This window comes from Citrobacter sp. Cu231, assembly GCF_030332265.1.
GTDB classification, from domain to species: domain Bacteria; phylum Pseudomonadota; class Gammaproteobacteria; order Enterobacterales; family Enterobacteriaceae; genus Citrobacter; species Citrobacter meridianamericanus.
In genome coordinates this window covers 1-18377 of record NZ_JAOWIE010000028.1, presented here as the reverse complement: position 1 = coordinate 18377, position 18377 = coordinate 1, and the positions used below count along the sequence as shown (strand labels likewise).

The window sequence follows — 18377 nt, the reverse complement described above, 5'->3', positions numbered from 1 at the left end:
TAACAGCGGAGAAATTGTAGTTTGCTGTTAACGTAGCAAGTGTTAGTAGAGTTTTATTGGGGGTTGCGATAAAGGCCACGAAGTATTTTTGTATGGGATAGTCGACGCTGAAAACGTTTTTTTTCACTTCGACAATGCTTTCAGGCCACGTAGTTGATTTATCTAATCGCAAAAAATGAGTAAAACGCGACGATGTAACGCCATGTTTTAATAGTAAATGTTTGCGATTTCTTTTTTTCTGGTTATCGCAAAGGGAAATAAGGCAACGCATCAAAGAGTATATGTCGCGAGGGGAAGTGTACTTGTTTAGGTCACCAGCCTTGAGTTCTATTATCAAGCGGGTGGAATGTGTATAACGGTAAATAGAGGACGGTTTTAGTTAGTATCAATATCCAATATTATCTGTAGTAAACGTGTACATTTTAAAGTAGTACCATCAGCAGTATTAAATCGTTAAGTTTATTAATGTTAAATCTGAAGTGTGTAGTAACTTAAAGCCCTGACTGCAATGGTCAGGGCTTTTGTTCGTTGTAGATCAATCTGTTATCCGGGATGCCCAACCGTGAGGGTTTAACATTTCACTACTTAATGAGTATTAAAAAAATTAATGCTTGCTTAATGATTAGAAGTAGGTCTACTATAGCGACATCGGTTTGGTACACAGACCTTATGTAAGCAGTTTTAGTAAAGCAGTTCTCAGTTCAAGCGTTATCCTCAGATACTCTTCTTCATGAGCCTCCTCCCTAAGTGCCCCATAAGTTAATTTCTGCAAAACAGGCCATCTTCGCTGCATAAGCGGCTCAAAAAAATGAAAGGAAGTATCTATGTCTAACAAAATGACTGGTTTAGTAAAATGGTTTAACTCTGAGAAAGGTTTCGGCTTCATCACTCCTCAGGACGGTAGTAAGGATGTGTTTGTACATTTCTCCGCTATCCAGAGTAACGATTTTAAAACGTTAGACGAAGGTCAAAAAGTGGAGTTCTCCGTGGAGAATGGCGCTAAAGGCCCGTCTGCTGTTAACGTTGTCGCGCTGTAATTGCCGATAATTTCACGAACGCTTACGATAGCGATGAAGGCCAGAGCCTGAGCAGTTAAGTGCAAGTGAAGAAAAACCCGCGAAAGCGGGTTTTTTCGTTTATGTGATAGCGTTGGACTTAGAGCATCTGTGCAGCGCGTCCCAGATAGCTATCCCAGTCTTTCCACACGGGCTGTAATCCCTGCGCCATCAGTGCTTCAGCCACGGCTTCCGGGCGACGAGCATCATGCGGGGAGAACTGTTCCAGTTCGGGGTGGTTATCGGCATAACCACCGGGCTGGGTTTTTGAGAAGGCGCTGACGTTGTTGATCGCCAATGGAATCACATGGTCACGAAACCATGGCGATTCGCGGGTTGAGAGCGAAAGCTCAATTTCTGGCGCCAGTAAACGAAATGCGCAAATGGTCTGGACCAACTGTCGCTCGTCCATGATCGATGCGGGCTCAACGCCTCCGGTGCATGGGCGCAAGCGCGGGAACGAGATGGAGTAGCGACTCTGCCAGTAATGCTGCTGCATCCACAGCAGATGTTCAGCCACCATATAGCAATCGACTCGCCAACTGTCGGACAAACCAATTAATGCGCCAAGACCGATTTTGTCGATCCCTGCGCGGCCCAGCCTGTCCGGCGTTTCCAGCCGCCAGAAGAAGTCCTGCTTTTTACCCTTCAGATGGTGGCGGGCGTAAATTCCCTCATGATAGCTCTCCTGATACACCATCACGCCATCCAGCCCCAACCTCTTCAGCTCCACATATTCAGCCTCTGACAGCGGCTGTACTTCCATCTGTAATGAGGCAAACTGGCGGCGAATAGCGGGTAAATGGCGACGAAAATAGTCCATCCCGACTTTTGCCTGATGTTCACCGGTGACCAGCAACAGGTGCTCAAAACCCATCTCACGAATAGCCGTGCACTCACGGGCAATTTCTACTGCATCCAGCGTTTTGCGTTTGATACGGTTGCTCATCGAAAAACCGCAGTAGGTGCAGTCGTTGGCGCAGAGATTCGAAAGATACAGCGGAACGTAAAAGCTCACGGTGTTGCCAAAGCGCTGGCGGGTGAGTTTCTGCGCCCGCTGCGCCAGCGGCTCCAGATAGTCGGCGGCGGCGGGGGAGAGCAGTGCCATCAAATCATCGCGATTAAGCTGCGAAGCGTTGAGGGCGCGTTCCACGTCGGCGGCGGTTTTCCCGTTGATACGCAGACGGATGTCGTCCCAGTCAAGCTGTCGCCAACGGTCGGTGAAGGTTTTCATGCGAAGGCCTCCAGGAATCCCGTTAACGGGCTGGTGGCGCTTGCCTGCAAACTTTTGCTTCCGGGTACCGCCTGGCGCGCCAGAAGGCCCGCTTCAACTGCCAGACGAAAGGCAGTGGCCATCATGACTGGATCATCCGCCACGGCGATTGCCGTGTTGACCAGCACCGCGTCGGCGCCCATTTCCAGCGCTTGTGTGGCGTGGCTGGGCACGCCGATCCCGGCGTCGACCACCACCGGCACGGTAGCCTGCTGGATAATAATCTCCAGCATCGCTTTGGTTGCCAGCCCTTGATTTGAACCGATGGGTGCGCCGAGCGGCATCACCGCCGCGCAGCCCACTTCTTCCAGCCGCTTGCACAGTACCGGATCCGCACCGCAGTAAGGCAGCACCACAAAGCCCTGTTTCACTAGCGCTTCGGCAGCTTTTAGCGTTTCAATCGGATCCGGCAATAGCCAGCGGGCATCCGGGTGGATTTCTAATTTCAGCCAGTTTGTGCCCAGCGCTTCACGCGCCAGTTGGGCGGCGAAAATAGCTTCTTCAGCGGTTTTCGCTCCGGAGGTGTTAGGCAGCAGCGTCACGCCCGCGTCGATAAGTGGGGCCAGAATGGCATCGTTATGCTGGCGCAAATCCACGCGCTTCATCGCCAGCGTCACCAGCTGGCTGCCGGAGGCGCGAATCGCCTCGACCATCAGCTGTGATGAGGCAAATTTTCCGGTACCGGTGAACAGATGTGAATCAAACGTTTTGTCGGCAATACGTAACATATCAACCCCCTGCAATAACCTGAAAAAGCAGGATCTGGTCGCCTTCCTGCATGATATGCTGCTGCCACTGCTCGCGCGGCAGAATCTGCTGATTGAGCGCCAGCGCCGCGCCCGGTTTGAGCTGATTAAGCTCGGTGAGCAGCCCGCTGACGGTTTGTCCCTCGGCGCACTGCATCGGCTCATCATTGAACTGAATCTGCATGTTGCCCTCCGCATACCTGGCAGCCATTGGCCCGACGCAGCGCAAGGCTGCGCCACTGGCTGGTTTTACCGTCAAAAAGGCGTAACTCGCCGCTGGGCGTCGCAATGCCGCTAAGCAGTTTGATGGCTTCCAGCGCCTGCAAGGTGCCCATCACGCCGACAACCGGGCCGATGATACCGGCGGTACGGCAGTTGCGTTCAGGTTCGACATCATCCGGCCACAGGCAGCGGTAACAGCCTTGTTCCCACGGCGGGGTGAGTACCATCAACTGGCCGCCGAAACCCACGGCGCTGGCGGTAACCAAAGGCGTATTCAGCGCCACGCAGGCGGCGTTAATTTCCTGACGCGTGGCCATGTTGTCGGTACAGTCGAGCACCACGTCGGCCCGCGCAACCGCATGCCGCAGCGCCTCACCCGTCAGTCGCTGTTCAAGGACGACCAGCTCGCTGTCCGGGTTAAGACGTGCCAGGTGGCGTTCTGCCGCCTGTGCTTTTGGGCGAGCAATGTCGTCGGTGGTGAACAATATTTGCCGTTGCAGATTGCTCAGATGAACGTCGTCATCGTCCGCCAACGTCAGCGTGCCGACACCTGCTCCCGCCAGATACAACGCGGCAGGCGAACCAAGCCCGCCTAAACCGACAATCAGCACATGGCTGTCGAGCAACTTTTGCTGGCCCTCAATCGCGATATCGCCAAGCAGAATCTGGCGGCTGTAGCGCATAAAGTCGCGGTCATTCATCGCCGACTCCTGCTATGTCGAGCAGCTGCGCCGTGGCTGCCTGCCAGTCGGCCGCAAGGGTGATAGCGCTGACCACGGCAATGCTGCCGACGCCGGTTGCCAGCACCGCGGGCGCACGTTCCAGACTGATGCCGCCGATGGCGACGGTTGGATAGTCGGCCAGACGCGCAATATGACCCGCCAGCTGTGTCAGCCCCTGCGGAGCGGAAGGCATCTGCTTGGTTTGCGTGGGGAAAACGTGGCCGAGTGCGATGTAAGAAGGCTTAGCGGCCAGTGCGACGTCTATCTCCATATCATCGTGGGTGGAAACCCCCAGGCGTAAGCCCGCCGCCTGAATGGCCTGCAGATCGGTAGTTTCGAGATCTTCCTGGCCCAGATGCACGCCGTAGGCGTTGTGCTTAATCGCCAGCCGCCAGTAGTCGTTGATAAACAGGCGGGCGTCATAACGACGCCCCAGCGCGATGGCAGCGATAACATCCGCTTCCACCTCTTCATCGCGTTTATCTTTGATACGCAACTGGATCGTGCGCACGCCCGCCTCCAGTAGACGCTCAATCCATGCCACGCTATCCACCACCGGATAAAGCCCGAGGCGGAACGGCACGGTCGGGAAATCAGGCTGGTACATTACGCCTCCTCTTTTTTAAGGTAGATTTCGCCGCCTTTGGCGCGGAAGTTTTCCGACATATCCGCCATCCCCAATTCAATGGTTTGCGCGGCGGCATAATCACGCACTTCCTGGCTGATTTTCATCGAGCAGAACTTCGGCCCGCACATGGAGCAGAAGTGGGCGACCTTACCGGACTCCTGCGGCAGGGTTTCATCGTGATAAGCGCGGGCGGTGAACGGGTCGAGCGCGAGGTTAAACTGATCTTCCCAGCGGAATTCGAAGCGTGCTTTCGACATCGCGTTATCGCGGATCTGCGCGCCCGGATGCCCTTTGGCGAGGTCAGCGGCGTGAGCGGCGATCTTGTAGGTGATCAGCCCCTGTTTCACATCTTCTTTGTTCGGTAAACCGAGATGTTCTTTTGGTGTGACGTAGCACAGCATCGCGCAGCCAAACCAACCGATCATCGCCGCGCCAATGCCGGAGGTGAAGTGGTCATAGCCCGGCGCGATGTCGGTGGTGAGCGGCCCTAAGGTGTAGAACGGCGCCTCGTGGCAGTGTTCCAGTTCTTCGGTCATGTTGCGCTGGATCATCTGCATCGGTACATGCCCTGGGCCTTCGATCATCACCTGCACGTCGTATTCCCAGGCGATTTTGGTCAGCTCGCCCAGCGTATGCAGTTCGGCGAACTGCGCTTCGTCGTTGGCATCCTGAATCGAACCCGGACGCAGACCATCGCCAAGAGAGAGTGAAACGTCGTAGGCGGCGCAGATTTCGCAAATCTCACGGAAATGTTCAAACAGGAAGTTCTCTTTGTGATGGGAGAGGCACCATTTCGCCATGATTGAGCCGCCGCGCGAGACAATTCCGGTCAGACGTTTAGCGGTCATCGGCACGTAGCGCAGCAGCACGCCCGCGTGAATGGTGAAGTAGTCGACGCCCTGTTCAGCTTGTTCCAGCAACGTATCGCGGAATGCTTCCCAGGTGAGATCTTCGGCGATCCCATTGACCTTCTCCAGCGCTTGGTAGATCGGTACGGTGCCTATCGGCACCGGGCTGTTACGCAGGATCCACTCGCGGGTTTCGTGAATATAGCGACCGGTGGAGAGGTCCATCACCGTATCTGCTCCCCAGCGGGTTGACCATACCAGCTTTTCGACCTCTTCTTCGATAGAGGAGGTGACCGCCGAGTTACCGATGTTGGCGTTCACCTTTACCAGGAAGTTGCGGCCGATGATCATCGGCTCGGATTCCGGGTGGTTGATGTTAGCAGGAATAATCGCCCGGCCTGCAGCGACTTCATCACGCACGAATTCCGGAGTGATATTTTCCGGCAGGCGAGCGCCAAAGTTCATCCCCGGATGCTGGTGGTGCAGCACTTCACTACGAATACGCTCGCGCCCCATGTTTTCACGGATAGCGATAAACTCCATTTCCGGCGTGACAATCCCCTGACGGGCGTAATGCAGTTGGGTCACGCGCTTACCGGTTTTGGCGCGCTTTGGCGTCAGCAGGCCGCTGAAACGTAGCTCGTCCAGGCCATCGTCGGCCAGGCGCTCTTTGGTGTAAGCGGAGCTACGGTCGTCTAATTCTTCGCTATCGTTACGCGCCACAATCCACGGCTGGCGCAGTTTCGCCAGCCCCAGCTGGACGTTAATCGCCACGTCAGGATCGCCATACGGTCCGGAGGTGTCGTACACCGGTACGGCTTCGTTATCTTCAAATTGCGGATTGTCTTTGCTGCCGCCAATCAGCGTCGGGCTAAGTTGGATTTCGCGCATAGGGACGCGGATATCCGCCTGCGAGCCGGTGATGTAGATGCGTTTTGAGTTCGGAAAGGCGGTCCCTTCCAGGGTATCGATAAAGTGTTGGGCTTGAGCGCGCTGTTCGCGGCGTGATGGTTTAGTAGTGGCAGACATAGCTCATTCCAAATAAAAGTAAGGATATGGCTTGTCAGACGACGGATGAAGCAAGAGATAAGCTCGCCCGGGGGCGATGCTATTGCAGATTGACTCTTGTTCCCTTCGCAGGTTTTAACCTGATCAGGTTCCGCGGATCCCGAATTAACGGTCTCAGCCTTTTCCACTCATGCTGTTGTGGAAAATAAGCACTCCGACAAGAAGTAACCTCAGTAAAGAGGTAATGAATGTAAATTACGCGTTAATGCGACAAATCTCAAGCAGGACGTTTGAGAGTGCCACTCTCGTGCATCGCATCAAATACCAGCATGATCAGCTTATCTTCGAGTACGAACCTGGCTTCCAGCGCCTCGCCGATATCTGATAAAGCCTGTTGAAATTCAAGGAAGTTATCATGATCAATGGCGGTCTCCAGACTGGTGTCATAGTAGTCCATGATCTGTTGTGTGTTGGCTTCCAGCAGCGGCCAAATTTTTGTCGCTTTTAAAAGCTGCCCGTTCCCTTCCAATTTATGGAGAATACGTTCATAAATACTGAAGTGTCCGGTGGAGAGGTAATCGACCAGGCTCTGACAAAAATCATCCAGCGCCTTTTCATTGAGCCGCATGTACGATTCTTTGCCAGGCTTAATGCCAACCAGATTGTAGTAAGCCACGAGCAGGTGCTTACGTACATGTAGCCAGCGATCAACCAGTTTATTACTTCCTCCGACGTGCTCCGTCAGGCTTTCCAGCTGGTTTAACATGATTGACTCCGCAAGATGGTGTTTAAGAACTGCTCACCCGTAAATGTAAAAATAATGTAAACAACATGCCTGTGAAGCAAAGGTTGCGCAAGAGATATGGATCGTATAATTGAAAAATTAGATAGCGGCTGGTGGATTGTCAGTCATGAGCAAAAGTTATGGTTGCCGCATGGTGAACTGCCTCACGGTGACGCGGCACGTTTTGATCTGATCGGGCAGCGCGCACTTTCTATCGGCGAATGGGAAGGGGAAACGGTCTGGCTGGTGCAGCAGCAACGTCGACACGATATGGGGTCGGTGCGCCAGGTTATAGACCAGGATGTTGGCCTGTTTCAACTGGCCGGACGCGGCGTACAGCTGGCTGAGTTTTACCGCTCGCATAAATTCTGCGGCTACTGTGGGCACACGATGCACCCGAGTAAAACGGAATGGGCGATGCTGTGCAGCCACTGCCGGGAACGCTACTACCCGCAAATTGCCCCCTGCATTATCGTCGCTATCCGCCGTGACGACGCTATCTTGCTTGCCCAACATGTTCGCCATCGCAACGGCGTGCATACCGTGCTGGCGGGCTTTGTCGAAGTGGGTGAGACCCTTGAACAGGCGGTGGCGCGTGAAGTCATGGAAGAGAGCGGCATTAAGGTTAAAAACCTGCGCTATGTCACTTCTCAGCCGTGGCCGTTTCCACAGTCTTTGATGACCGCATTTATGGCAGAGTATGATAGCGGGGAGATTGTTATCGACCCGAAAGAACTGCTGGAGGCGAACTGGTATCGCTACGATAATTTACCGCTGCTTCCCCCGCCAGGCACCGTCGCGCGTCGATTGATTGAAGACACTGTGGCAATGTGTCGGGCTGAGTACGAGTAAAGAACGAGTGATGATACACTGATGGACTGACGCAATAAGGAACTGCAAAAATGACCGAACTGAAGAACGATCGTTATCTGCGTGCGCTGCTGCGCCAGCCCGTTGATGTCACTCCGGTATGGATGATGCGCCAGGCGGGCCGCTATCTACCGGAATATAAAGCCACGCGCGCCGAGGCGGGCGATTTTATGGCGCTGTGCAAAAATGCCGAGCTGGCCTGCGAAGTCACGCTGCAGCCGCTGCGTCGTTATAAGCTTGATGCCGCGATCCTCTTCTCGGATATCCTGACGATTCCGGATGCGATGGGGCTTGGGCTGTATTTTGAAGCCGGAGAAGGTCCACGTTTTACCTCACCGATTACCAGCAAGGCTGATGTCGACAAACTGCCGATCCCGGACCCGGAAGATGGGCTGGGTTATGTGATGAATGCGGTGCGCACGATTCGGCGTGAACTGAAAGGCGAAGTGCCGCTGATCGGCTTCTCCGGTAGCCCGTGGACGCTGGCGACCTATATGGTCGAAGGCGGTAGCAGCAAGGCCTTCACCGTGATTAAAAAGATGATGTATGCCGATCCAAAAGCGCTGCATCTGCTGCTGGATAAGCTGGCGAAGAGCGTCACGCTGTACCTGAACGCGCAGATCAAAGCGGGCGCGCAGTCGGTGATGATTTTCGATACCTGGGGCGGTGTGCTGACCGGTCGCGACTATCAGCAGTTCTCCCTGTACTACATGCACAAAATCGTCGATGGTCTGCTGCGCGAGAACGACGGTCGTCGTGTACCGGTGACGCTGTTCACCAAAGGCGGCGGTCAGTGGCTGGAAGCGATGGCAGAAACCGGCTGTGATGCGTTAGGCCTCGACTGGACCACTGATATTGCCGACGCGCGTCGTCGTGTGGGTCATAAAGTGGCGCTACAGGGCAATATGGATCCATCCATGCTGTATGCGCCGCCAGCCCGCATCGAAGAAGAAGTGGCGACAATTCTGGCCGGATTTGGTCAGGGTGAAGGCCATGTCTTTAACCTGGGCCATGGCATTCATCAGGATGTACCGCCAGAACATGCGGGTGTCTTTGTCGAGGCGGTACATCGCCTGTCGGCGCAGTACCACCGCTAATGGATCTCGCGTCGCTGCGCGCGCAGCAGCTTGAACTGGCCTCTTCGGTGATCCGCGAGGATCGCCTGCAGAACGATCCTCCGGCTCTGATCGGCGGGGCGGACGTAGGGTTTGAGCAGGGCGGCGAAGTGACGCGGGCCGCAATGGTCTTACTGAAATACCCGACGCTGGAACTGGTTGAATACAAGGTGGCGCGAATCGCCACCACCATGCCTTACATTCCAGGCTTTCTCTCCTTTCGTGAAACGCCCGCGTTGATGGCTGCCTGGCAGTTGCTCTCGCACAAGCCCGATCTGCTGTTCGTTGACGGTCACGGTATCTCTCACCCGCGTCGCCTGGGCGTAGCCAGCCATTTTGGTCTGCTGGTGGATGTCCCGACGATTGGCGTGGCGAAAAAACGGTTATGCGGCAAGTTTGAGCCGCTCGCTGCCGAACCCGGAGCGCTAGCGCCGTTGCTGGATAAAGACGAACAGCTGGCGTGGGTCTGGCGCAGCAAAGCACGCTGTAACCCGTTGTTTATCTCTACGGGTCATCGCGTGAGCCTGGACCGCGCGTTGGCATGGGTACAACGCTGTATGAACGGTTATCGTCTGCCGGAACCAACACGCTGGGCAGATGCGGTCGCATCTGAACGCCCGGCTTTTACGCGGCTTGCAGCAAAAACGCCCCATATCGGGTAAACTGCCGCTAATTTCCGTATTTGAGAACTCATCATGTTACAAAACCCGATTCACCTGCGTCTGGAGAAGCTGGAAAGCTGGCAGCATGTTACGTTTATGGCCTGTCTGTGCGAGCGCATGTACCCAAACTACGCTATGTTCTGCAAGCAAACCGAATTTGGCGATGGTCAGATTTATCGCCGAATTCTGGATCTTATTTGGGAAGCGTTGACGGTGAAAGACGCGAAAATCAATTTCGATAGTCAGTTGGAAAAGTTTGAAGAGGCCATTCCTTCTGCAGATGATTACGATCTGTACGGCGTGTACCCGGCGATCGATGCCTGTGTGGCATTAAGCGAACTGATGCATTCGCGTCTGAGTGGTGAAACGCTGGAACACGCAATTGAAGTCAGTAAGGCTTCTATTACCACCGTCGCGATGCTGGAAATGACGCAAGCTGGTCGCGAAATGACCGATGAAGAGCTCAAAGAGAACCCAGCCGTTGAGCAAGAATGGGATATTCAGTGGGAAATATTCCGACTTTTAGCCGATTGTGAAGAACGCGATATTGAGCTGATAAAAGGGCTTCGTGCAGACCTGCGCGAGGCTGGCGAGAGCAATATTGGTATAAATTTTCAGCAATGACACCACAAAACGTGATTTAACGCCTGATTTGTCATGCCTGAAGGCTTCCCATCTGCCCCTGGTCTGGTCTACATTTGGGGGGCGAAAAAAAGTGGCTATCGGTGCGTGTATGCAGGAGAGTGCTTTTCTGGCATTTCCGTCGCACTCGATGCTTAGCAAGCGATAAACACATTGTAAGGATAACTTATGAACAAGACTCAACTGATTGATGTAATTGCAGACAAAGCAGAACTGTCTAAAACACAGGCTAAAGCTGCTCTGGAATCCACTCTGGCTGCTATTACTGAGTCTCTGAAAGAAGGCGATGCTGTACAACTGGTTGGTTTCGGTACCTTCAAAGTGAACCACCGTGCTGAGCGTACTGGCCGCAACCCGCAGACCGGTAAAGAAATCAAAATTGCCGCAGCTAACGTACCGGCATTTGTTTCTGGTAAAGCACTGAAAGACGCGGTTAAGTAATTCGCGTGGCAGTGAACAGTTTTATCGAAGGGGCGGTTTCGCCCCTTTTGTCCATCTGGCGTCACTCGCTTTGGCTTTCAGGTGTTCTGTTACTGTCTGCCTGTAGTCGCCACTCTGAGCTTCCTCCGTTCACAGCCAGCGGCTATGTTGGCGATCAGGGGGCAGTACGCATTTGGCGTAAAGATTCCAGCGACGGTGTTCACTTGCTCTCGGTATTTAGTCCGTGGCGTAAAGGTGATACCACCACCAGTGAATATCGCTGGCAGGGTGATACGCTCTCTTTGATAGAACTCAACACCTACAGTAAACCCCAAGAACATGTCCGTATACGCTTCGATGACCGGGGTGAGCTGAGTTTCATGCAGCGTGAAGTCGACGGTCTTAAGCAGCAGCTTTCCAGCGATCAAATCGCGCTTTACCGCTATCGAGCCGATCAAATCCGCCAGACAAGCGATGCGTTGCGTCAGGGACGGGTGATACTGCATCAGGGACGCTGGCATGCGAATCACACGGTTACGACCTGTGAAGGTGAGACGCTGAAACCCGATCTGGAATCGTGGGCGATAAACCATATTGAGCGCCGCCAGAGCCATTCATCCGTCGAGGTGAGTGTGGCATGGCTGGAAGCGCCCGAAGGGTCGCAGCTACTGCTGGTCGCTAATGAAGATTTTTGTCGCTGGCAGCCTACAGCCAAAACCTTCTGATAATCTGCCATCAGGTAATACTGTTACCAGTGGCCCATTCCCATATGGCCGCCGCCGCGATGGTTACCGCCACCGCCGCATCCACCGTAACCCATTCCCGCTCCGCGAGGCACGCCTGCCTGCGCCATGGCGACATCGCGTTTAACACGCTGCTCATCCAGGGACTGATTCAACGCTTCCATCTCTTTTGCCACGGCGTTAATTTTTGCCGTGTCTGGCGAGCTGGCTGTTAACAACGCGTTGTACTCATAACGTTTGGAGGTCAACTGTTGGCGCAATGCGCTGGTCTGTGAGTAGTAATCATCATAGATTTTCTGCGCGGTTGCCTGCTGCTCAGCGGTCATTGGCGCACCGCCCCGCTGCTGCATGCCATCACCATACCCCCAGTGATGCTGTGCCAGCGCTGGGGTAGAGCCCAGAGCCAGAAGAGAGAGTGCAATCAGTGCCAGTTTGTTGTTCCGTTTCATTGTTCATTCTCCTGTTGGTTAGCTTACATTCCCTTTTGCATCTTCCGTGCCAAAGCGGCAATCCCTGTCCTGCGGGCGTTGTACGTGTCGTCTTTGCAGGAAAACGGGTAAAAATGACTCGCCAGAACGCGCCAGCGGGTCATTTTTACCCGGTACTTTCAGCAGTTTGTGTTTGAGGGCAGGGTTATCAGGAGGAAAAAATGGCATGATTTCTGCTGTATACCTGTAACGATGAAAGGAACAGGTAGGGTAAAGGGAGAGCGTATGCGTCTTTATAAGGACACGGCTGCAAAGTGGTTGAGCCGACTCTTGCTGGCGGCAATCCTGATTTTGGTCGGCTGGTTTTCGGTTATGACCATTCGGGACTATGGGCGGGAAAGCGGTGCTGCACGGCAAACGCTACTGGAAAAAGGCAGCGTGCTCATTCGCGCTCTGGAGTCTGGTACGCGCGTAGGTATGGGGATGCGCATGCATCATGCTCAACAGCAGACGCTGCTGGAACAAATGGCCGTACAACCAGGCGTGCTATGGTTTGCCGTTGTTGATGAGCATGGCGTTGTTATTACTCACAGCAATTCCGCGATGGTCGGGAAAACGCTCTATTCACCGGATGTCCTGCGGCAGCTTAATCCCGGAGAACAAGAAAACTGGCGAAATATTGACATTCCAGTGGGGAGCGGTGAAAACACGCCGGCCCTGGAAATTTATCGCCAGTTTCAGCCGACGTATGGTCCAGGACGTCATGGCATGGCGCGTTGCGCCAACGATGACAGGCAGCTTAACATCCCTGCACAAACCATATTTATCGCCTTTGATGCCAGCGATCTGGCAGCGACTCAGGCAAGAGAGTGGCGTAACACCCTGATTGTCCTGTCCGCGCTGGCAGCCGTGTTACTGGCCACCGTGCTGACGTTCTTCTGGTATCAGCGCTATCAGCGTTCGTACAAAGAACTGCAGGATGCGATGAAGCGTAAAGAAAAACTGATGGCGCTCGGACACCTGGCGGCCGGAGTCGCACATGAAATTCGTAACCCGCTTTCATCCATCAAAGGTTTAGCAAAATATTTTGCCGAACGAACCCCGCCAGGTGGCGAGTCACATGAGTTGGCTCAGGTAATGGCGAAAGAAGCGGACCGTTTAAATCGGGTGGTGAGCGAATTGCTGGAGCTGGTGAAGCCAGCGCATCTGACGCTGCAACAGGTGGATCTTAACAAGGTTATCACCCACTCATTACATCTGGTGAGCCAGGATGCGGCAAGTCGCGAAATCCAGCTCCGTTTTTCGGCTAATCCTACGCTGCCCGCGATTCAGGCCGACCCCGACCGGCTGACGCAGATTTTGTTGAATCTGTATCTGAACGCCATTCATGCCATTGGTCGTCAGGGCACAATAGTGGTTGAAGCAAGTGAAAGCAGCGGCGATCGCGTTAAAATCGTGGTGACCGATAGCGGGAAGGGGATTGCTCCAGAACAGCTGGAGGCCATTTTTACGCCTTACTTTACGACCAAAGCTGACGGCACCGGCCTCGGGCTGGCGGTGGTGCAGAATATAGTTGAACAGCACGGCGGCACCATTCAGGTGGCAAGCGTTGAGGGCAAAGGCGCGACCTTTACCTTTTGGCTGCCGACTAAAGCGAAACAACAGGATTAACAAGGATGACGCACGGAAAAATCACTATTCTGGTGGTGGATGACGATATCAGCCACTGCACCATTTTACAGGCGCTGCTGCGCGGCTGGGGTTATGACGTTGCGTTGGCTTATAGCGGGCGAGCGGCGCTGGAACAGGTGCGCGAACGTGTATTTGATTTAGTGCTGTGTGATGTGCGCATGGCAGAGATGGACGGTATCGCTACGCTGAAAGAGATTAAAGCGCTGAATCCGGCGATTCCGGTATTGATCATGACGGCGTTCTCCAGCGTGGAGACTGCCGTTGAGGCGCTGAAAACCGGGGCGCTGGACTACTTGATCAAACCGCTGGACTTTGACCGGCTGCAGGAGACGCTGGAAAAAGCGCTGGCGCACACGCGGGAAACGAGCGCTGAATTGCCGTCAGCGTCGGCGGCGCAGTTTGGCATGATTGGTCGTAGTCCGGCGATGCAGCAGTTGCTCAACGAAATTGCGATGGTTGCGCCCTCGGACGCCACGGTGCTCATCCACGGAGACTCCGGGACGGGCAAAGAACTGGTGGCCCGGGCGCTACATGCCAGCAGCGCACGCAGCGATAAGCCACTGGTCACGCTGAACTGCGCGGCACTCAATGAATCTTTGCTGGAATCTGAGCTGTTCGGTCACGAGAAAGGTGCGTTTACCGGGGCGGATAAACGCCGGGAAGGTCGCTTTGTGGAAGCCGATGGTGGCACGCTGTTTCTTGATGAAATTGGCGATATCTCACCGCTGATGCAGGTGCGTCTGCTGCGAGCGATCCAGGAGCGGGAAGTACAGCGGGTTGGCAGCAACCAGACCATTGCAGTTGATGTCCGGCTGATCGCCGCCACGCATCGAGATCTGGCGGAGGAAGTCAGTGCCGGGCGCTTTCGCCAGGATCTCTACTATCGCCTGAACGTCGTCACCATTGAAATGCCAGCATTGCGCCAGCGTCGGGAAGATATTCCACTGCTGGCCGAATATTTTCTCCAGCGTTTTGCCGAGCGTAACCGAAAAGCGGTGAAAGGCTTTACTCCGCAGGCGATGGATCTCCTGATCCATTACGACTGGCCGGGCAATATCCGTGAGCTGGAAAATGCGATTGAGCGATCGGTGGTGCTGCTAACGGGGGAATATATTTCTGAACGTGAGCTGCCAATGGCGATTGCTGCGACGCCGATAAAAACGGAATACAGTGGCGAGATCCAACCGCTGGTGGATGTCGAAAAAGAGGTGATTCTGGCTGCACTGGAGAAAACGGGCGGCAATAAAACCGAAGCCGCCCGTCAGTTAGGTATTACGCGCAAAACACTGCTGGCTAAGCTCAGCCGTTAGTTTTGCTCACGTTCGATAGCGCGCCAGCCGATGTCGTTACGGCTGAAGCAGCCGTCCCAGCGGATGCCTGTCATCAGGGCGTAGGCGCGTTTCTGCGCTTCTGCCACGGTGTTACCCAGCGCGGTTGCACACAGTACGCGACCGCCGTTGGTCAGCACGCGATCGTCAGCAGACAGTTTGGTGCCGGCGTGGAACACTTTACCGTCAGTGACGTCTTCCAGCGGCAGGCCGTGGATTTCATCGCCGGTATTGTAATTGCCCGGATAACCTCCGGCGGCAATGACCACACCCAGAGATGCGCGTTCGTCCCACTCGGAGGTTTTCTCATCCAGCTTGCCGTCACAGGCGGCGAGGCACAGCTCCACCAGATCGGACTTCATGCGCAGCATGATCGGCTGGGTTTCCGGATCGCCGAAGCGGCAGTTGAACTCGATAACCTTCGGGTTACCCTGCTTGTCGATCATCAGACCCGCATAGAGGAAACCGGTGTAGGTGTTACCTTCCGCCGCCATGCCTTTCACCGTTGGCCAGATGATGCGTTCCATGGTGCGCTGGTGGACTTCGTCAGTCACTACCGGTGCTGGAGAGTAGGCACCCATCCCGCCGGTGTTCGGACCGGTATCGCCGTTGCCCACGCGTTTGTGGTCCTGGCTGGTGGCCATCGGCAGCACGTGCTCGCCATCGACCATCACGATAAAGCTCGCTTCTTCACCGTCGAGGAACTCTTCGATAACGATGCGGTGGCCCGCGTCGCCAAACGCGTTACCGGCCAGCATGTCATGAACCGCGGCTTCCGCTTCCTCCAGCGTCATCGCCACAATCACGCCTTTACCGGCGGCCAGACCGTCGGCTTTGATAACGATCGGCGCGCCTTTCTCGCGCAGGTAAGCCAGCGCAGGTTCGATTTCGGTGAAGTTTTGGTACTCCGCCGTTGGAATCTGATGGCGCGCAAGAAAATCTTTGGTGAAGGCTTTGGAGCCTTCCAGCTGCGCGGCACCTTCGGTTGGGCCGAAGATTTTCAGACCGGCGGCGCGGAATGCATCAACCACACCAATCACCAGCGGCGCTTCCGGACCAACGATGGTCAGATCGATCTTCTCGTTCTGGGCAAAGCTCAGCAGCGCCGGAATATCCGTTACGCCGATGGCCACGTTTTGTAGCGTGGGTTCCAGCGCGGTGCCCGCGTTGCCCGGGGCGACAAATACCGTTTCGACTTTGGGCGACTGCGCCGCTTTCCAGGCGAGGGCGTGCTCGCGCCCGCCATTGCCAATCACTAATATTTTCATCGTCTGCTCCGTGGATTAATGGCGGAAGTGGCGCATGTCGGTGAATACCATCGCGATACCGTGCTCGTCTGCGGCGGCAATCACTTCGTCATCGCGGATTGAACCGCCCGGTTGGATCACGCAGGTTACGCCAGCGGCAGCAGCGGCATCAATCCCATCGCGGAACGGGAAGAAGGCGTCGGAAGCCATAGAGGAACCTTTCACTTCCAGACCTTCGTCGGCGGCCTTAATCCCGGCGATTTTGGCTGAGTACACGCGGCTCATCTGGCCTGCGCCTATGCCGATAGTCATGTTCTCTTTGGCGTAAACAATGGCGTTGGATTTCACAAATTTTGCCACTTTCCAGCAGAACAGCGCATCACGCAGTTCTTGCTCGGTCGGCTGGCGTTTGGTTACCACGCGCAGTTCAGCTTCGCTCACCATACCGAGGTCGCGGTCCTGGACCAGCAGGCCGCCGTTCACACGCTTGAAGTCCAGACCCGGTACGCGCTGCGCCCATTGGCCGCAAACCAGCACGCGAACGTTCTGCTTGGCAGCGGTAATTTTCAATGCTTCTTCGGTGGCGGAAGGCGCGATGATCACTTCCACGAACTGGCGGGAGATAATCGCCTGCGCGGTTTCAGCATCCAGCTCGCGGTTAAAAGCGATGATGCCGCCGAATGCGGAGGTTGGGTCGGTTTTGTAAGCGCGGTCGTAAGCGTCAAGAATAGAGGTGCTTACCGCTACACCGCACGGGTTTGCGTGCTTAACGATAACGCATGCCGGTTCGCTGAACTCTTTCACGCACTCCAGCGCCGCATCGGTATCGGCGATGTTGTTGTAGGAAAGTGCTTTGCCCTGTACCTGCTGCGCGGTGGCAACGGAGGCTTCTTTAACATTCTCTTCTATATAGAAGGCAGCCTGCTGGTGGCTGTTCTCGCCGTAACGCATATCCTGCTTCTTAATGAAGTTCAGGTTCAGCGTACGTGGGAAGCGACCGGCGGCTTCTTTGCTTTCGCCGTGATAGGCCGGAACCATGCTGCCAAAGTAGTTGGCGATCATGCTGTCGTAAGCGGCGGTGTGTTCGAAGGCTTTAATCGCGAGATCGAAACGCGTGTCGAGGGTCAGAGAACCATCGTTGGCATCCATCTCTTTAATAATGGCATCGTAGTCGCTGCTCTTCACAACGATAGCTACATCTTTATGGTTCTTGGCTGCAGAGCGCACCATGGTCGGGCCGCCGATATCAATGTTCTCTACGGCATCTTCCAGAGAACAGCCTTCGCGGGCGACGGTCTGGGCGAACGGGTACAAGTTAACAACCACCATATCGATAGGCGCGATACCATGTTGCTCCATTATTCCGTCATCCTGACCACGGCGACCAAGAATGCCGCCGTGGACTTTTGGATGCAGGGTCTTCACGCGTCCATCCATCATTTCCGGGAAGCCGGTGTAATCGGAAACTTCGGTCACTGGCAGACCTTTCTCCGCTAACAGGCGGGCAGTGCCACCTGTAGACAGTAGCTCCACACCGCGTGCGGAAAGTGCCTGAGCGAATTCGATGATACCGGCCTTGTCAGAAACACTGAGCAGAGCGCGGCGGACTGGACGACGTTGTTGCATGGTAAATCCCCTGGATTTGACTATTACAGAGAGCGTTAGGTGAATTCTTGGCTAAAAACTCAGCTAACGCCCCTTACGGGGCATCCTTGTTGTGCGGGGGCATTGTAACGAAAACGTTTGCGCAACGCTCGCGAATTTTTATTTTTCACTTTTGTCCCTCGTTTCGACCGCTGAAGACTGTACATATACAGAAAGGATCGCAGAAGTAATGGGTGAGTTTGTGGATAACTCTGTGTGCAAATGGGTATAAAGCGGGGTTTTGCTGTGGAATGCAGCACTCAGTCATTTTTCTGTCATTTAAGGGTTGCGGGCTGCAGG

Annotated in this window: 20 protein-coding genes and 1 riboswitch; of the genes, 9 read left to right on the top strand and 11 right to left on the bottom strand. The window is 54.8% G+C overall.

The features are described 5' to 3' along the window. Positions 1-824 precede the first annotated feature (824 nt). Complete coding sequence (cspE, locus tag OGY15_RS02995; protein WP_016155304.1) at positions 825-1037, top strand: transcription antiterminator/RNA stability regulator CspE; 213 nt, start codon at positions 825-827, stop codon at positions 1035-1037. Positions 1038-1155: 118 nt separating this feature from the next. Here cspE and thiH read toward each other — a convergent pair whose 3' ends face one another. From thiH to rsd, 7 genes are all read right to left on the bottom strand, one after another. After that, the gene (gene thiH, locus OGY15_RS02990) at positions 1156-2289 is read right to left on the bottom strand and encodes a 2-iminoacetate synthase ThiH (RefSeq protein WP_151225101.1); all 1134 of its coding nucleotides are present in this window, start codon (positions 2287-2289) and stop codon (positions 1156-1158) included. After that, entirely contained in the window at positions 2286-3056 is a 771-nt protein-coding gene (gene thiG / locus OGY15_RS02985; RefSeq protein WP_210905491.1) for a thiazole synthase, read from the bottom strand. The genes thiH and thiG overlap by 4 nt, the downstream gene beginning before the upstream one ends. A gap of 1 nt (position 3057) precedes the next feature. Beyond that, positions 3058-3258 carry a sulfur carrier protein ThiS gene (gene thiS, locus OGY15_RS02980; RefSeq protein ID WP_151218796.1) on the bottom strand — a complete coding sequence of 67 codons (201 nt, stop codon included), beginning with the start codon at positions 3256-3258 and terminating at the stop codon, positions 3058-3060. Then, positions 3239-3997: a HesA/MoeB/ThiF family protein gene (locus tag OGY15_RS02975; RefSeq protein WP_151218795.1), complete on the bottom strand. Its 759-nt coding sequence runs from the start codon at positions 3995-3997 to the stop codon at positions 3239-3241. Before OGY15_RS02975 ends, thiS begins: the two co-directional genes overlap by 20 nt. Then, positions 3990-4625, bottom strand: coding sequence for a thiamine phosphate synthase (gene thiE / locus OGY15_RS02970; protein WP_151218794.1), 636 nt, complete (start codon positions 4623-4625; stop codon positions 3990-3992). The genes OGY15_RS02975 and thiE overlap by 8 nt, the downstream gene beginning before the upstream one ends. Further along, positions 4625-6523 (bottom strand): phosphomethylpyrimidine synthase ThiC, encoded by a 1899-nt coding sequence (thiC, locus tag OGY15_RS02965; protein WP_286538185.1) that lies wholly within the window; start codon positions 6521-6523, stop codon positions 4625-4627. Before thiC ends, thiE begins: the two co-directional genes overlap by 1 nt. A gap of 83 nt (positions 6524-6606) precedes the next feature. After that, a riboswitch (TPP riboswitch) is annotated at positions 6607-6729 on the bottom strand. A gap of 50 nt (positions 6730-6779) precedes the next feature. Beyond that, positions 6780-7268: a sigma D regulator gene (gene rsd / locus OGY15_RS02960; protein ID WP_151218792.1), complete on the bottom strand. Its 489-nt coding sequence runs from the start codon at positions 7266-7268 to the stop codon at positions 6780-6782. 96 nt (positions 7269-7364) lie between these two features. Between rsd and nudC the strand changes: the two genes are divergently transcribed. The 6 genes from nudC to OGY15_RS02930 all read left to right on the top strand — a co-directional run bounded on the left by nudC (position 7365) and on the right by OGY15_RS02930 (position 11720). Continuing rightward, positions 7365-8138, top strand: a complete 774-nt coding sequence (gene nudC, locus OGY15_RS02955; protein ID WP_252839083.1) for an NAD(+) diphosphatase — start codon at positions 7365-7367, stop codon at positions 8136-8138. A gap of 50 nt (positions 8139-8188) precedes the next feature. After that, entirely contained in the window at positions 8189-9253 is a 1065-nt protein-coding gene (gene hemE, locus OGY15_RS02950; protein ID WP_151225111.1) for a uroporphyrinogen decarboxylase, read from the top strand. Then, positions 9253-9933: a deoxyribonuclease V gene (gene nfi, locus OGY15_RS02945; RefSeq protein WP_286538174.1), complete on the top strand. Its 681-nt coding sequence runs from the start codon at positions 9253-9255 to the stop codon at positions 9931-9933. The genes hemE and nfi overlap by 1 nt, the downstream gene beginning before the upstream one ends. 33 nt (positions 9934-9966) lie before the next feature. Beyond that, the gene (locus tag OGY15_RS02940) at positions 9967-10557 is read left to right on the top strand and encodes a YjaG family protein (RefSeq protein ID WP_003842015.1); all 591 of its coding nucleotides are present in this window, start codon (positions 9967-9969) and stop codon (positions 10555-10557) included. A gap of 186 nt (positions 10558-10743) precedes the next feature. Continuing rightward, the gene (gene hupA, locus OGY15_RS02935; RefSeq protein WP_001044509.1) at positions 10744-11016 is read left to right on the top strand and encodes a nucleoid-associated protein HU-alpha; all 273 of its coding nucleotides are present in this window, start codon (positions 10744-10746) and stop codon (positions 11014-11016) included. 11 nt (positions 11017-11027) lie between these two features. Further along, on the top strand, positions 11028-11720 hold the full coding sequence (locus OGY15_RS02930; RefSeq protein WP_151218802.1) for a DUF1481 domain-containing protein: 693 nt from the start codon (positions 11028-11030) through the stop codon (positions 11718-11720). Positions 11721-11743: 23 nt separating this feature from the next. On the opposite strand, the gene zraP is transcribed toward OGY15_RS02930, so the two are convergent. Both zraP and OGY15_RS02920 read right to left on the bottom strand, forming a co-directional pair. Further along, complete coding sequence (gene zraP, locus OGY15_RS02925; RefSeq protein ID WP_187260363.1) at positions 11744-12187, bottom strand: zinc resistance sensor/chaperone ZraP; 444 nt, start codon at positions 12185-12187, stop codon at positions 11744-11746. 18 nt (positions 12188-12205) lie between these two features. After that, positions 12206-12394 (bottom strand): hypothetical protein, encoded by a 189-nt coding sequence (locus OGY15_RS02920; RefSeq protein ID WP_151218788.1) that lies wholly within the window; start codon positions 12392-12394, stop codon positions 12206-12208. 57 nt (positions 12395-12451) lie between these two features. On the opposite strand from OGY15_RS02920, the gene zraS reads away from it, so the two are divergent. Beyond that, the gene (gene zraS, locus OGY15_RS02915; protein WP_151225115.1) at positions 12452-13837 is read left to right on the top strand and encodes a two-component system sensor histidine kinase ZraS; all 1386 of its coding nucleotides are present in this window, start codon (positions 12452-12454) and stop codon (positions 13835-13837) included. A gap of 5 nt (positions 13838-13842) precedes the next feature. Beyond that, positions 13843-15168: a sigma-54-dependent response regulator transcription factor ZraR gene (gene zraR / locus OGY15_RS02910; RefSeq protein WP_151225117.1), complete on the top strand. Its 1326-nt coding sequence runs from the start codon at positions 13843-13845 to the stop codon at positions 15166-15168. On the opposite strand, the gene purD is transcribed toward zraR, so the two are convergent. Continuing rightward, complete coding sequence (gene purD, locus OGY15_RS02905) at positions 15165-16454, bottom strand: phosphoribosylamine--glycine ligase (protein WP_286538169.1); 1290 nt, start codon at positions 16452-16454, stop codon at positions 15165-15167. The two genes, zraR and purD, sit on opposite strands and share 4 nt — an antisense overlap. A 15-nt stretch (positions 16455-16469) precedes the next feature. After that, positions 16470-18059 carry a bifunctional phosphoribosylaminoimidazolecarboxamide formyltransferase/IMP cyclohydrolase gene (purH, locus tag OGY15_RS02900; protein WP_151218784.1) on the bottom strand — a complete coding sequence of 530 codons (1590 nt, stop codon included), beginning with the start codon at positions 18057-18059 and terminating at the stop codon, positions 16470-16472. Positions 18060-18377: the final 318 nt, after the last annotated feature.

Excerpts from the sequence above, each read along its gene's own strand:
- cspE (WP_016155304.1), top strand. The coding sequence starts at position 825 with ATGTCTAACAAAATGACTGGTTTAGTAAAATGGTTTAACTCTGAGAAA.
- thiH (WP_151225101.1), bottom strand. The coding sequence starts at position 2,289 with ATGAAAACCTTCACCGACCGTTGGCGACAGCTTGACTGGGACGACATC.
- thiG (WP_210905491.1), bottom strand. The coding sequence starts at position 3,056 with ATGTTACGTATTGCCGACAAAACGTTTGATTCACATCTGTTCACCGGT.
- thiS (WP_151218796.1), bottom strand. The coding sequence starts at position 3,258 with ATGCAGATTCAGTTCAATGATGAGCCGATGCAGTGCGCCGAGGGACAA.
- OGY15_RS02975 (WP_151218795.1), bottom strand. The coding sequence starts at position 3,997 with ATGAATGACCGCGACTTTATGCGCTACAGCCGCCAGATTCTGCTTGGC.
- thiE (WP_151218794.1), bottom strand. The coding sequence starts at position 4,625 with ATGTACCAGCCTGATTTCCCGACCGTGCCGTTCCGCCTCGGGCTTTAT.
- thiC (WP_286538185.1), bottom strand. The coding sequence starts at position 6,523 with ATGTCTGCCACTACTAAACCATCACGCCGCGAACAGCGCGCTCAAGCC.
- rsd (WP_151218792.1), bottom strand. The coding sequence starts at position 7,268 with ATGTTAAACCAGCTGGAAAGCCTGACGGAGCACGTCGGAGGAAGTAAT.
- nudC (WP_252839083.1), top strand. The coding sequence starts at position 7,365 with ATGGATCGTATAATTGAAAAATTAGATAGCGGCTGGTGGATTGTCAGT.
- hemE (WP_151225111.1), top strand. The coding sequence starts at position 8,189 with ATGACCGAACTGAAGAACGATCGTTATCTGCGTGCGCTGCTGCGCCAG.
- nfi (WP_286538174.1), top strand. The coding sequence starts at position 9,253 with ATGGATCTCGCGTCGCTGCGCGCGCAGCAGCTTGAACTGGCCTCTTCG.
- OGY15_RS02940 (WP_003842015.1), top strand. The coding sequence starts at position 9,967 with ATGTTACAAAACCCGATTCACCTGCGTCTGGAGAAGCTGGAAAGCTGG.
- hupA (WP_001044509.1), top strand. The coding sequence starts at position 10,744 with ATGAACAAGACTCAACTGATTGATGTAATTGCAGACAAAGCAGAACTG.
- zraP (WP_187260363.1), bottom strand. The coding sequence starts at position 12,187 with ATGAAACGGAACAACAAACTGGCACTGATTGCACTCTCTCTTCTGGCT.
- OGY15_RS02920 (WP_151218788.1), bottom strand. The coding sequence starts at position 12,394 with ATGCCATTTTTTCCTCCTGATAACCCTGCCCTCAAACACAAACTGCTG.
- zraS (WP_151225115.1), top strand. The coding sequence starts at position 12,452 with ATGCGTCTTTATAAGGACACGGCTGCAAAGTGGTTGAGCCGACTCTTG.
- zraR (WP_151225117.1), top strand. The coding sequence starts at position 13,843 with ATGACGCACGGAAAAATCACTATTCTGGTGGTGGATGACGATATCAGC.
- purD (WP_286538169.1), bottom strand. The coding sequence starts at position 16,454 with ATGAAAATATTAGTGATTGGCAATGGCGGGCGCGAGCACGCCCTCGCC.
- purH (WP_151218784.1), bottom strand. The coding sequence starts at position 18,059 with ATGCAACAACGTCGTCCAGTCCGCCGCGCTCTGCTCAGTGTTTCTGAC.